This window comes from Streptococcus equinus, from assembly GCF_900101445.1.
GTDB classification, from domain to species: Bacteria; Bacillota; Bacilli; order Lactobacillales; family Streptococcaceae; genus Streptococcus; species Streptococcus equinus_B.
Genome location: NZ_FNKE01000001.1, coordinates 1,015,538 through 1,029,803, shown reverse-complemented (window position 1 = coordinate 1,029,803; position 14,266 = coordinate 1,015,538). Strand labels below are relative to the sequence as shown.

The window sequence follows — 14,266 nt, the reverse complement described above, 5'->3', positions numbered from 1 at the left end:
AATGAGAATTGGTCTTTTTACGGACACTTATTTTCCTCAAGTTTCTGGGGTAGCAACAAGTATTTGTACCCTCAAGGAAGAATTGGAAAAAGAAGGACACGAGGTCTATATTTTTACAACCACAGATAAAGCGGTTAAACGCTACGAAGATCCAACGATTATCCGACTTCCTAGTGTGCCTTTTATTTCGTTTACAGATCGCCGCATTGTTTATCGTGGATTGATTTCGTCTTATAAAATTGCCAAACAATATAAATTAGATATTATTCATACCCAAACGGAATTTAGCGTTGGGATGCTTGGAAAAATGATTGCTGCAGCTCTTCGTATTCCAGTTGTTCACACTTATCATACACAATACGAAGATTATGTTGGCTATATTGCTAAAGGGAAAATCATCAAACCAGGTATGGTCAAGTATGTCATGCGTGGCTACATGAATGACTTGGACGGCGTGATTTGTCCATCTCGTATTGTGCTAAATTTGCTTGATGGTTATGATATCAAGATTCCAAAACGTGTCATTCCGACAGGTATTCGTGTGGAAGAGTACGAACGTAAGGATATTACGAGAGAAGATGCCCTAGCTCTTCGTGAAAAACTTGGAATTGCTGAAGATGAGACTATGCTACTTAGTCTGTCTCGTATCTCTTATGAAAAAAATATTCAAGCCATCGTCCAACAATTTCCAGACGTTTTAGCACAAAATCAAGCCGTTAAATTGGTTATTGTTGGTGATGGACCATATTTATCAGATTTGAAAAAAATGGTTGAAGAGCTTGGTATCGAAGATAGTGTGATTTTCACGGGAATGGTTGCCCATGATGAAACAGCTATTTACTATAAAGCTGCTGATTTCTTCATTTCAGCGTCAACCAGTGAAACTCAAGGTTTGACTTATACTGAAAGTCTTGCTAGTGGAACACCAGTCATTGCACATGGAAATCCTTATTTGGATGACATCATTGATCAAAAGATGTTTGGAACATTGTTCTACCAAGAAGAGGATTTGGCGAATGCTATTTTAGATGCGATTGAAAACACACCTGCCATGGATGACAAAGCTTATCAAGCAAAAATGTATGCTATCTCTGCAGAACATTTTGGAAAATCGGTCTATGCTTTTTATCTTGATGTCTTGATTTCAGCTAAGAACAAGAAAAAAGAAAAATTCTCTTTAACGGTTCGTGGTCAAAAAGAAAAAACGTCTGTGAAGTTAGCACATTCTGCTATTAAATTGCCAGCAGAAGCAGCCAAAGCTACGGTTAAGACCTCAGCGAAAGTTTTCAAGGCTCCAAAACGCTTGATTAATTCAATTCGAGATTTCCTTGACTAAGTTCTTGAAAAATAAAAAATTCGTGTTATAATATCTATCGAAGACAAGTTGAACAGGGTTCAACCTTTAGAGCGAGTGCCGGTTGGTGAGAAGGGCGCAGGGTTGGCTGATTCAATACTACTTCCTTTGCTTTTTATGCAAACATAAAACGGTGGCTACGATATAGCCGATTTGAGGTTTACGACTCTTTTTTGTCGTAGATAAATGAAGGTGGAACCACGTTGCGACGTCCTTTTTGGACGTCGCTTTTCTTTTATCTCGGGGAAAAATTTTTGTAAACTCATCAAGTTCCTTTTGCCCGGTTCCCAAAAAGGAATTCTCAACAATGTAAATCTTTTAAAGGAGAATAGTATGGTTAAAATTACTTTCCCAGATGGCGCTGTGCGCGAATTCGAATCTGGAGTAACAACTTTTGAAATTGCTCAAAGTATTAGTAATTCACTAGCTAAAAAAGCTTTGGCTGGTAAATTTAACGGAGAATTGATTGATACTACTCGTGCAATCACTGAAGATGGTAGCATCGAAGTCGTAACACCTGATCATGAAGATGCTCTTGGTATCTTGCGTCACTCAGCAGCTCACCTATTTGCTCAAGCTGCAAAACGTCTTTTCCCAGACCTTTGCCTTGGTGTAGGTCCTGCAATCGAAAATGGTTTCTACTACGATACTGATAACAAATCAGGTCAAATCACTGATGAAGACCTTCCTCGTATCGAAGAAGAAATGAAAAAAATCGTTAAAGAAAACCTTCCATGCGTTCGTAAAGAAATCTCTATCGATGAAGCGCGTGAATTGTTCAAAAACGATCCTTACAAACTTGAATTGATCGAAGAACACGGTGAAGACGAAGGTGGTCTTACTGTTTACACACAAGGTGAATTTACAGACCTTTGCCGTGGCCCACACGTTCCTTCAACTGGTCGTATCCAAGTCTTCCACCTATTGAACGTTGCTGGTGCTTACTGGCGCGGAAATAGCGATAACGCCATGATGCAACGTGTTTACGGTACTGCTTGGTTTGACAAAAAAGACCTTAAAGCTTACCTTAAACAACGTCAAGAAGCTAAAGAACGTGACCACCGTAAACTTGGTAAAGAACTTGATTTGTTCATGATTTCTCAAGAAGTTGGTCAAGGTCTTCCATTCTGGTTGCCAGATGGTGCTACAATCCGTCGTACTTTGGAACGTTACATCGTTGATAAAGAAGTAGAATCAGGATACCTTCACGTTTACACTCCACCTTTGGCTTCAGTTGACCTTTACAAAACTTCAGGTCACTGGGATCACTACCGTGAAGATATGTTCCCAACAATGGATATGGGTGACGGTGAAGAATTCGTTCTTCGTCCAATGAACTGCCCACACCACATCCAAGTTTACAAACACCACGTACACTCATACCGTGAATTGCCAATCCGTATCGCTGAAATCGGTATGATGCACCGTTACGAAAAATCTGGTGCTTTGTCAGGTCTTCAACGTGTTCGTGAAATGTCACTTAACGATGGTCACTTGTTCGTAACTCCTGAACAAATCCAAGAAGAATTCCAAAAAGCTCTTCAATTGATTATCGACGTTTACGAAGATTTCAACTTGACTGAATACCGTTTCCGTCTTTCACTTCGTGACCCTAAAGATACTCACAAATACTATGATGACGATGAAATGTGGGAAAATGCACAATCAATGTTGAAAGCTGCCTTGGATGAAATGGGCGTTGAATACTTCGAAGCTGAAGGTGAAGCTGCCTTCTACGGTCCAAAACTTGATATCCAAGTGAAAACTGCTCTTGGTAACGAAGAAACATTGTCAACAATCCAACTTGACTTCCTTCTTCCAGAACGCTTTGGTTTGACATACATCGGTGCTGATGGTGAAGAACACCGTCCAGTTATGATTCACCGTGGTGTTATCTCAACAATGGAACGCTTCACAGCTATCTTGATTGAAAACTACAAAGGTGCATTCCCAACATGGCTTGCTCCTCACCAAGTAACTGTTATCCCAGTTTCTAACGAAGCTCACGTTGACTACGCTTGGGAAGTTGCTAAAGTTCTTCGCGACAAAGGTGTTCGTGTTGATGTCGATGAACGTAACGAAAAAATGCAACTTAAGATTCGTCAAAGCCAAACTAAGAAAATTCCTTACCAATTAATCGTTGGTGATAAAGAAATGGCTGATAAGACTGTTAACGTTCGTCGTTACGGAAGCAAACAAACTCACACTGAATCAATCGATGAGTTTGTAGAAAATATCCTTGCTGACATCGATCGTAAATCACGTCCAGACGCTGAATAATTCCTTATATTTGCATAATAAATTCGGTAAAAAAGAAGTCCTGCGGGGCTTCTTTTTGTGTCCTTTTAAACGAGTGATTTTTCCAGATTTGCAAAAGTTGATGCATTTACCTTGTAAGTGTTAAAATTAAAGTAAGCGCTCGCAAAAAGGGGGAGTTACAGAATGCGAAAACTTAAAAGACGCTTGTCGTCTGTGCTGTCAGGCCTAGTACTAGTGATTGCGACTCTATTTTCTGGTCTGGGTCCTGTAATTATTAACGCCGATACGACGTCGACATCTTCATGGAATTTTGAAGAGGCAAGATTTAAGGATTTGGGAACGATTACCGATACAGTAACGATTGATGGTTTAACTCTGCTGGCTACCAAAGAGAAGCCTTTAGAAATTAAACCAGAGGTAGTGACAGTTGATAGGAGTGATTATTCATATGCCTTAAGCTTACCTGCTCAAGGAAGTAAAGAAATTCAGTCTGCACAAGTTACAGTTTCTGGGGATTGTACGATTAAAGTGACTTTGAAAAATGCGTCAGATGTGGAGCAGGCAAATCTGACTATTGCAGATAGTCAAGGTCAAGAATTAACAAGTCTTGCTGCAGGAAATGCCGCTAGTACAGAGTCTTATGCGTATTCTGGTGGAGCTGATAATCTTTATCTTTATTCAAAGGATAGCGACATTGACGTTTTCAAGATTGAACTTGAGGCAACTGATGAAAGTACGACAGAAGAGTCAATGACACTTAATACTAGCGATTTGCTTGGCAATCAGGAAGACAGCTCATGGCTTGAAGAAAGTAAAGTAGCAACTGGTCAAATTGCTGACGGTTGGTACTATATTAAAAATATTAATAGTCAAAAATATCTTGAAGTAGCTGATGGTAAAGATGCTAATGGTGCAAATGTTCAACAATTTTCTGGTAATGGTTATCCATGCCAAAAATGGTATGTCAAAAATGTTGGCAATGGATACATTACTTTAAAAACAGGTATGTCATCAGGACGTATGCTTGATGTAGCAAATGGTGGTGCTTCAGATGGTACTAACATTCAAATTTATGATGCTAACGGTCTTGATCCTCAAAAATTCTTACCAGTTAAAACTGATCAATCAGGTGTTTTCTGCCTTCAAACAAAATGTTCAGGCAACAAGCAAGCACTTGATGTATATGATTGGTCGACAGCTGACAAAGGAAATATTGATACCTGGACTTATAACGGTCTAGCCTGTCAACAATTCCGTTTTGAAGCAATCAATGAAGATACTAATAGTCATAATTCTCAATCAGCTGGTAAACATTCACCACTAGGTAATGTCTACCCAGAGCAACAATTACAGTTTGTTAATACCCAAGATGGAAATTATCTTAATGACACTGGCAAAAGTGGTGCAGCCTTAACCTCAGTTAAGTCAAGCGGTGCATCAAATAGATGGATTTTGTCTTACGTTAATAACGGTGTTTATCGCATTGTTAATAGTGATACTGGTTTTTGTTTGACACCATATTCTAGTAAAGCAAGCGCAGGTGCTGGTGTTGCTGGAGCAGCAGTATCTAGTGGAGATAAATCACAGTACTGGCAAATTATTGCTACTAAAAAAGATGCTTATGGAACAGCTCTAAATTACAAGATTGTCAATAATAGTAATACCAATTTAGCATTAACGTTATCCAATAATAGCTATAGACTAGAACAGTATAACGGTTCAGCCGCTCAAAATTTACGTGTTAATTCTTATGGAGTTGAAGGGTTTGCTGGTTACTCTAAAGATATGTCAAATCGTGAAAAAGCTTGTGTCACAGGTGGAGTATTTGGTAAAGTTGTAACGGTTAAATCTTTGAAGGAACTACAGAATTATGCGGCGGGTTCAACACCTTATACCATTGTTATTGGTGCTAATCTCTCACAAAATGCATTAACTAAAGTAAATGTTGGTTCAAATAAAACCTTTGTTGGTTCTTATCAAGCAAATACTTTGAACAATATTCATTTTAGAAATATTCAGGCCTCTGGAAATAATATCTATAAAAATATTACTTTTACACATTCAGTATCTATTAATAATAATGATGATATTCAAATGTATATTTCAGATGGTAATAATTTTTGGCTTGATCATTGTTCATGGCCTGGACATGATATGAATAGAGATGCTAATATTCATCATAATGATACAGATAAATTTTTGTATGTAGGGTTAAAAGCTAACTTTGTTTCTGTTAATGGATGCTTCTTTGGTGGGCATAAATATGGCTTGATTTTAGGCTATCCTCAAGAAGATGGAAAAAACACCTATCAAGGTTATCCATGCATGACCATTAGTAATAGTTACTTTAGACAAACTTTGACAAGAGCTCCTGGTTTGATGAGATATGGCTATTTCCATTGTTATAATAACTATGTGTCAGATTTTGATTTAGGATATACACCGTATACTGAATGCAATATTTATTCTGAAAAAAATGTTTTTGAAGCTGGTAGTCATAAAGGTTGTGTAGTCAATGCGATGAATAACATTGGTAGATTTACAGATAGTGGAAGTATTTTATCATGGGATATTTCGACTGCCAAAATTGCTGGTGGAACAAGTTGGAGACCTAGTGGTAACTATGGTTATGCGACACGTTCACCTCAGGATGCTAAAAATTGGGTAGTTAAATATGCTGGTGTTCATAACAGCTCTTTAGTATATCCAATTAATTAACAAATATAAAAGTACAAAGAGAAGGAGCTCGCAAGAGCTTCTTTTTGTGTCTTTTTAAACGAATGATTTTTCCAGATTTGCAAAAATCTAAGAATGCCAAAATGAAATGTTACAATTAAGAAAGCGTTCGCAAAAAAAGGGGGAGTTAAAATATGCGAAACTTTAAGCAACATTTTTTGTCGCTTGGCTTTGGTCTTTTAATAGCTTTAGCATCGCTTTTGTCTAATTTAGGACCTGGTCCAGTGATTGTCAAAGCTGATTCTTCGGTAGCTTGGAATTTTAGTGATTCGTCATTTAAAGATTTGGGTCAGTTAAGTTCTGAAAAAACGATTGATGGTTTGACCTTCTTGGCAAATGAAGAGTCACCATTGTCCATCAAAGCAGAAGAAGCTAAAGTTTCAGAAAGTAATTATTCATCTGCCTTGCAGTTAAATGCTACAGGCAGTCAGGATAAGGCTTCATTGAAATTTTCAGTATCTGATAACGATGTGATTAAAGTCGTTTTAAAAAGTGCTTCACAGACTGATGAGAGTCATCTTGTTTTAGCTGATAGCCAAGGTCAAGACCTAACCAATCTGACTGCAGGTGCACAAGCCAGTGAAGAAACTTACACTTATTCAGGTGAAGCTGGTGAGCTTTATTTATACGCTAAAGACGCTGACCTTGACTTGTTTAGTATTCAGGTAGAAGCAACGTCTTCTGATGATGCCGTTTCAGAAAGTCAATCAAGTGAGGCTGCTAGCAGTTCAAGCGAGACAAGTGATGTTGATTTGTCCCAAACAGAAAGTGCTGATGAAAGCTTAATCTCCTCTTCATTAGCAGCTTCAAATGGTGCGACAGTATCAACTTATAACGATCTTCGCTCTGCTATTTCCAAAGCTGAAAAAGCCGGTGGCGGAAAGGTTTATGTGAAGGGGAACAAGATTGCTTGTGACGGGCAAATTGCTTTGTCTAAAGCAAATGCTAATGTTCAAATCATCGGTGTGCAAAATGCGGATGGCTCTTACCCAGAGCTTGATTTTTCAAACTTTATGGCAAAATACATCGGCAAAGCCTCATCAGATGCAGCAGTCGGTGTCAGAATTTCTGGTTCAAACTACACTCTTCAAAATCTGATTATCGAGCATGCACCAGATAACGGTATCCAAATCAAAGGAAAAACTGCTGGTAATAACAAGGTTTCAAATTGTATTGTCAGATATAACAATGATGCTGGTTTGCAAGTGACAGCTGGCGCTTATCGTAATACGATCGAAGCGGTTTACAGCTACCGTAACTGTGATGTCTACACTCGCGGGGGAAATGCTGACGGCTTTGCGCCAAAACTCGGTGCAGGTAGCGGCAATACCTTTACTTACTGTTATGCTTGGGATAATTCTGACGATGGTTGGGATTCCTTTGATAAAGCAGGTGATGTGACACCAGATATCACTTACACGAATTGTGCAGTTTGGAATAACGGTAACCCCGATGTCTTTACCGGAAAATATGATTTTGACCACAAAAAAGCTTTAGATGAAAATCTTCATCTGGTTCAACTCATCAAGGCAAAAGATGGCTCATTTGCTTCAAATTATGTAAAAGGGAAATTTGCTTTGCCAACTGGAAACTTCATCAAGACTGACGCTGGTACGATTAGTCTTTCAGCTTGGACTGGCAATTCATTTGACGGTAATCCAAATGGCTTTAAACTTGGTTCTGTCAATTCAAAATCAAGTGTGACACGTAAATTGTCATATTGTCTTGCTTTTGATGAAGCTAAAAAAGGTTTTGATAACAATAATAGTTCCGTTACAGCTTATTTAGACCACTGTGTGGCATTTGATAATGGCTACAACTATTACATTCAACCATTAACCATTAAAGGCTGGTCTGCAGTTCAAGGCTTTGCTGGTAAGAGTGGTGATAAATTACCAAATGGACGTTCTGTCACAACACCATCATCTGGCAGTCAATCAGCCATTCGCAAGTCAGTTGAAAATACTAAAAACTCAATTATTGCTAGTTGCCAAGCCAATAAAATTCCTGGCAAAGTCGGCTTTAATATTTATTAATCTAGCATAGTATTGTGAAAATCTAAAAAAAATAGCTCCTCAATCGAGGGGCTATTTAGTGATAAAAACTTTGTTATGAATGATTATAACAAGTGGTATTCTTTGAGTAATTCTTCGATATAAGTGCCGTGCACTTTCTTAAGAGCTTCTTTGAGGACGGCTTTTTCTGCCCAAGGAATATCAATCTCTGTTAGTGATTTTTGGTCATTTAGATAGTAAAGGGCATTGAGTAGCATGCGAACATCAAAGGCTGACGCGAAGACTTCAGGAACACCGCGGTCAACATCAAGTAGTGTGTAGACGGCTTCCATAGCTGTTCTGACAGAATATTCTGTGGTAAAGACAGTGTCACGTGGTGTTTCAGCATAGTTACCAATAAAGGCTAAGTTTTGACTGTCTTTTGGCACTACCAATGGGCGGTCATTCAAGCCACGTGGCATGAAGTAAGTAGTGATGTAAGGCATGTGGCAAGGAATAGTTGAAGCAGTATCAGCAATTTCTGCAATTTCAGTTTCAGGGACTCCCATGTGGTAGAGCCATTCTTGGCAAAGTTCTTTACCAGTACATTCATCAGGGCGTTTTGCAATATAATTTCCCTTACGGTCTGTGTAAAGAGGGTAAAGCCAAACGACCAGTTCATTATCTTTTTGAACTTTGAAATGCGGTTGACGGCTGATAGAATAACCAAGGAGCCAGTTAGAATCTTTAATGCTTGTTGGACCGCTGGTTACGATTGAGCCACTGTATGGGTCTTTGTGGTTAACAGCTTCGATATAAGGTGCGATGCGTTTGTCCTTGAATGTGATGGTAGCTGAGATAGTCCAGTTAGCATCTGGAATGTTTTGGCAGAATTTTTCTGGGTGACCAAAGCTTTCATCTTGGGCAGCCAATTTTTGCCAGAGTTCCCAGCTAGCCCCTAATTCGTGTTTAACTGGGGCTGGGTGGTCGTTGTCACCATAAGTTGTGCTTTCGGTGATTGAACCATTTGTGACAAAGACCAAATCATTTTCACTTAAAAAGAGTTCTTTTGCTTGACCTGCTTTTGTAAATTCAAGCTTGCTTGCCACTTTTTTATTGCCTTTGCGGTTAACTAAAATATTTGTCACGGTAGTATCATAACTAAAATCAACACCATGTTCAGATAAGTAATGGACGATTGGTAAAATCAAAGATTCGTATTGGTTGTATTTTGTGAAGCGAAGGGAAGAAAGATTTTTGAGGCAACCAACGTGTTGAATAAAGCGCATGAGATAGCGGCGCATTTCCATGGCACTTGACCAAGGTTCAAAGGCAAACATTGTACACCAGTAGAGCCAGAAATTAGAATTGAAAAATTCGTCATCAAAAACTTGGTCGATTTGAACATTTTCTAGTTTGCTTTCAGGCATTAAAATCAAATCAATGATTTCTTTGATGGCTTTTTCAGAAAGGGTTAGGTGACCATCGTTGGGCAGAGCTTTTCCTCGATTGCAAATGATACGTGTCTTGGCATAACAAGGGTCTTCTTTGTTGAGCCAGTAGAATTCATCCAAGATTGAATGGTCTGGATTTTCGAGGGATGGAATGGAGCGGAATAAGTCCCAAAGCACTTCAAAGTGAGGTTCCATTTCACGACCACCACGAATAATATAGCCTAAGCGGTCATTCTTGATACCATCCATGCTGCCACCAGGAAGACTCAATTCTTCTAGAATATGAATGTGGTCACCAGGCATTTGGGCATCACGGACAAGAAAGACAGCAGTTGAAAGAGCTGCTAAGCCACTTCCGACGATATAGGCTGATTTGTCATCGACGTTTTCAGGTTTTTTAGGACGAGCAAATGCTTCATAATTTCCGTTTGAATAATACATACATGTCAACTCCTTTGTTAAAATCACTTTTATTAAAACGCTTTCTTTGACAAAATAAAATAGACAGGAAATCTTTCCTGTCTAAATTTTTGACACATTGCTGACTTTGTCTAGTGATTCAAAAGTTGATAAATACGCTTGGCTAAGGTGTTGGGATTTTCTTGCAAACCAGAGTCAATCCAATCAAGGATAAAACCAACCAAGCCATACTTGCAAAAATGTACTTTAAAATCGAGTTCTCTAGCTGGTAAGTCAGGATTTTTAGTCTTTAAGACCGGCTTGATTAATTCGTAAGCTCGGTCATATAAAAAATGTTCCAAATAATTACGATTGATAGAATAATAGGTGTTGCAGACAAATGCTTTGTTGGCTAAAATGTATTGAAAAATCGCAAGCATGCCTTTTTCCCAAGAATCGTCTGTTCGGTTATCACCAATCATTTGCTCACCATCTGAAATGTATATCTTTTCAAGCAGGTCATACAAATCATTGAAATGATAGTAAAAGGTTTGACGATTGACATGCATGCGCTGAACCAATTCAGTTACAGTTACCTTGTCAAAGGATTTTTCCTGCATAATTTCTTTTAAAGTGCGGGCAAAAGCCTCTTCAGTTAATGTCTTCATAAATTCCCCTTCATCTATAACTATTTTATCATAAGCCCCTTTAAAAAAGGTGTTAGCGCTGTAATGTGCTATAATTGACCTATGAAAATCGGAGATAAAGACTTTTTCTACTTTTGGGAAAATAGCAAAGCTGCAAGCACAAGTGACAAAGCACGACTTGTATTACAAGAATTAATGGACATCTTAGACATGCCAGAAGAATTATCTGGCGAGATTGCCGAGACTCGTAAGCTCTTAAACCATTTTTCAGATGATTTGGCTCCTAATCATCCTTTTTGGAGTGAGTTGGCAAGGTTGGTTCAAATAGCTTACCCAGGAGAAAGCATGGCTGAGGACAATTTATTAGCGCACCAAGTCCATCAATGTCGTTATGTGATTTCTGCCTACCAAGCTCAGTGGGTTAGAGAAGAATTTCCTGCTAAGTCAGATTGGCAATCTATGTTAGCTTACTTAAAAGATAAAAAAGAGCGACGGTTTTGGCGGAGGCGATTTGATTTTGATTTGACAGAATCAGCTAGGCTCCATAATAAAGCACCCAAACGTGCCATTTTAGGATTTGAGCTACCAGTTAATCTAAAAATTTTGCTGGCTTTTCACACAGAATTTATCTTAGATAGCAGGGGACATTTTGCTAATGAAATCGACCCGCAAGGTCAGACACATAATGGCATTATCAACGGAGCTAGTTTTAACTATGCCAATCGTAACGACCAGAGACACTATGAGCTTGACGTTGCAGCGATAAAACGTCACGACCCACTCTTTCGAAAACGCATTTTAGCAAATCAAGGCAATGCATTTCGAGCACCGCTCTGGATTAAGCGCCGTCGTCACGTGGATTGGGAGCGCAGCTATTTTAATAAAAAAGGCCACTACGCCAGACAAGGGCGTAGCAGCTATCAAAAGGTAAAACAATTGATTCAAAGATTTCGAAAAGATTTACACAACTGTTCGTAGGTTAATCTGCGAACATTTTTTGAATAGCCAAACGGCATTTCGAAAGAGCGCTTGGGATATTTTCAAATAAGAAAGTCAAGGTTCTCATCACGGTTACTTCAGCAAGAGCAAAAATGAGGCAAAGCACCATGCTTTCATTGCTGAATTCATTTAGCATGAATAGTGAGCGTAGCGATGGAATAAGGCTACAAATAATGAAGCCAGCAAAACATGTGATAAAAATAGAAATCTTATACTTGTTGAGAGGTCTTGAAACGTTTCTTAAAATCAAGAAACCAACAACGGCGAGCAGGTAAGTGCTGGCGATACCGATATCGTTTTGCGGAATATCAAATAATTGTCCAAATACTACCAAGCAAGCAATGGCTGAAAATGAAGTGAGCGAAGCTGGCAGAGCTGTCAGAATAGTTTCTTTTAGGAAGTTCTGATTTTTCTTGACGGTGTTTGTTTCTAATGATAGTAAGAATGCTGGAATCCCGATATTGAACATTGAAATGAGAGAGACTTGAGTAGGCGCGAGGGGATAAGTAAAAATCGTAATGATTGAAAAGATAGCTAGCAACATTGAAAAGATATTCTTGTATAAGAATAAGGTTGCTGAACGAGTGATGTTGTTAATAATTTGGCGACCTTGAGAGACAATATCTTTCATTCTTGAAAAATCTGAATCAAGCAAGACAACCTGGGCAGCTTGACGAGCTGCTTCGCTACCACTTCCCATTGCAATAGAGCAATCAGCTTCTTTCATAGCTAAGATATCATTAACACCGTCTCCAGTCATTGCGACTTTGTATTTGTTCTTTTTGAAAGCAAGCACCAAATCTTTCTTTTGTTCGGGAGTCACTCGCCCAAAAATGGTATGACTTAGCGCAGCTTTTTCAATGTCTTCCTTAGTTTTTAAAGTACTGGCATCGATGTAGTTTTCTGAATCTAAAATCCCTGCTTGATTAGCAATTTTTGAAACGGTTAGAGGGTTATCACCAGATATGACTTTAATGGCAACGTCGTTTTCATTGAAAAATGAAAAAATTTCTTTAGCGTTTGCTCGGATATCATTTTTGATAGCTACAAATAGAAGTGGTACTGCATGGTCTTTGGTCATTTCAACTAAAGCTAAGATGCGTTTACCGTCTGAAGCATATTGAGTGAGTTTGGTTTGATTGACTTCTAGCATGTCCTGGTTTAGTAAGATATCAGGGGCACCTAAACGATAAGTGGTGTTTTCTGTTTTGATTTGAGAATATTTTACTTTTGATGAGAATGGGGTTGTTTCAGCATTTTTAAAGGCTTCTTTTGAAGTGAAATATTCTCGCAAAGCTAGCATTGTAATATTAGAATCAGGGATGGTGTTGATGTATTTAGAGAGGATTTCTTGGTTAGTGGCTAACTCTTTTTGAGCGACATGCTCGGGTAAGACAAGATCCGTTACAGTCATTTTATTTGCTGTGATGGTTCCTGTTTTATCCACGCATAAAATGTCAACACGAGCCAAAGATTCAATGCTTTTCATGTCGTGTAACAAAACTTTTTTTCTAGCTAATTTCATTGCACTGATAGCAAGAGCAACAGTTACCAGTAAATAAAGCCCTTCAGGAATCATTCCAATCAAAGCACCAACTGTTGAGACAATACTGTCGCTAAACGTTTTATGATTTAAAAATAGCGACTGGCTAAATAAGGTAATGCCGATAGGAATAATGATAATTCCGGCAAATTTGATGATGCCTTCGATAGCACGAATCATGTCTGTTTTTTTGTGTTTTACTTCTTTGGCTTTTTGCGTTAGCTTGGCGGCATACGAATCGTTTCCGACTGCGGTTAGTTTTGCGAGGCATTTTCCTGAGATAATAGAACTACCTGATTTTAAATCGCTACCGATGACTTTTTCGATTTCATCTTCTTCACCTGTTAGAAGAGATTCGTTGACGGATACTTTCCCATCAACTAAAGTGGCATCTGCAGGGATTTGTCTTCCTTCATCTAGTAAAATGATGTCATCCAGCACCAATTCATCGATTGGGATAGACTGATATTTTCCGTCTCTGATAACTTGGTAGGATGATTTTGAAATGACATTCAGCTGGTCTAATACTTTTTTAGAGCGCAGTTGCTGAGCAATTCCGATGATAATGTTAATGATGATAACAGGTAAAAAAGTTAAACTTTTAAAAGAACCAGCAATAATCAATAATAAGGTGATAATAGCAAAGATTAAATTGAAGTAGGTAAAGATATTTTGACGAATGATAGAGCTTGTTGTTGCCGCATTCTCGTCAATCATTTTATTATTTTGACCATTTTTTAGACGTTCTTCAACATCTTTGCTTGATAAGCCTGAAATGTTATTTGTTATCAGTTTTTCATCCATTTTTGCTATCTCCTGAAATCTAATACTAAAAAAATTTAATGATTCTTACGATGTCAGGGTAATTCTACTTTACTTTT

Annotated in this window: 8 protein-coding genes; 5 read left to right on the top strand and 3 right to left on the bottom strand. The window is 38.4% G+C overall.

The window, feature by feature from the left end:
• Window position 1 precedes the first annotated feature (1 nt).
• From BLR83_RS05105 to BLR83_RS05080, 4 genes are all read left to right on the top strand, one after another.
• A complete protein-coding gene (locus tag BLR83_RS05105; protein ID WP_074560710.1) occupies window positions 2-1,336 on the top strand; it encodes a glycosyltransferase family 4 protein in 1,335 nt (444 codons plus the stop codon).
• Window positions 1,337-1,687: 351 nt separating this feature from the next.
• On the top strand, window positions 1,688-3,634 hold the full coding sequence (gene thrS, locus BLR83_RS05100; protein WP_074560709.1) for a threonine--tRNA ligase: 1,947 nt from the start codon (window positions 1,688-1,690) through the stop codon (window positions 3,632-3,634).
• 162 nt (window positions 3,635-3,796) lie between these two features.
• The gene (locus tag BLR83_RS09790; protein WP_081340994.1) at window positions 3,797-6,331 is read left to right on the top strand and encodes a pectate lyase family protein; all 2,535 of its coding nucleotides are present in this window, start codon (window positions 3,797-3,799) and stop codon (window positions 6,329-6,331) included.
• Between the two features lie 152 nt (window positions 6,332-6,483).
• Window positions 6,484-8,385: a right-handed parallel beta-helix repeat-containing protein gene (locus BLR83_RS05080; protein WP_074560708.1), complete on the top strand. Its 1,902-nt coding sequence runs from the start codon at window positions 6,484-6,486 to the stop codon at window positions 8,383-8,385.
• Window positions 8,386-8,468: 83 nt separating this feature from the next.
• Here BLR83_RS05080 and BLR83_RS05075 read toward each other — a convergent pair whose 3' ends face one another.
• Complete coding sequence (locus tag BLR83_RS05075) at window positions 8,469-10,238, bottom strand: oleate hydratase (protein ID WP_074560707.1); 1,770 nt, start codon at window positions 10,236-10,238, stop codon at window positions 8,469-8,471.
• Between the two features lie 110 nt (window positions 10,239-10,348).
• Window positions 10,349-10,864, bottom strand: coding sequence for a TetR/AcrR family transcriptional regulator (locus tag BLR83_RS05070; RefSeq protein WP_074560706.1), 516 nt, complete (start codon window positions 10,862-10,864; stop codon window positions 10,349-10,351).
• 81 nt (window positions 10,865-10,945) lie between these two features.
• Here BLR83_RS05070 and BLR83_RS05065 point away from each other — a divergent pair, with 81 nt between their 5' ends.
• On the top strand, window positions 10,946-11,821 hold the full coding sequence (locus tag BLR83_RS05065) for a DUF3114 domain-containing protein (RefSeq protein WP_074560705.1): 876 nt from the start codon (window positions 10,946-10,948) through the stop codon (window positions 11,819-11,821).
• A gap of 1 nt (window position 11,822) precedes the next feature.
• Here the strand turns inward: BLR83_RS05065 and BLR83_RS05060 are convergent, their stop codons facing one another.
• A complete protein-coding gene (locus BLR83_RS05060) occupies window positions 11,823-14,189 on the bottom strand; it encodes an HAD-IC family P-type ATPase (protein WP_074560704.1) in 2,367 nt (788 codons plus the stop codon).
• Window positions 14,190-14,266: the final 77 nt, after the last annotated feature.

Bases quoted from the DNA above. Each gene is read 5' to 3' on its own strand.
- BLR83_RS05105 (WP_074560710.1), top strand. From the start codon at position 2: ATGAGAATTGGTCTTTTTACGGACACTTATTTTCCTCAAGTTTCTGGG.
- thrS (WP_074560709.1), top strand. From the start codon at position 1,688: ATGGTTAAAATTACTTTCCCAGATGGCGCTGTGCGCGAATTCGAATCT.
- BLR83_RS09790 (WP_081340994.1), top strand. From the start codon at position 3,797: ATGCGAAAACTTAAAAGACGCTTGTCGTCTGTGCTGTCAGGCCTAGTA.
- BLR83_RS05080 (WP_074560708.1), top strand. From the start codon at position 6,484: ATGCGAAACTTTAAGCAACATTTTTTGTCGCTTGGCTTTGGTCTTTTA.
- BLR83_RS05075 (WP_074560707.1), bottom strand. From the start codon at position 10,238: ATGTATTATTCAAACGGAAATTATGAAGCATTTGCTCGTCCTAAAAAA.
- BLR83_RS05070 (WP_074560706.1), bottom strand. From the start codon at position 10,864: ATGAAGACATTAACTGAAGAGGCTTTTGCCCGCACTTTAAAAGAAATT.
- BLR83_RS05065 (WP_074560705.1), top strand. From the start codon at position 10,946: ATGAAAATCGGAGATAAAGACTTTTTCTACTTTTGGGAAAATAGCAAA.
- BLR83_RS05060 (WP_074560704.1), bottom strand. From the start codon at position 14,189: ATGGATGAAAAACTGATAACAAATAACATTTCAGGCTTATCAAGCAAA.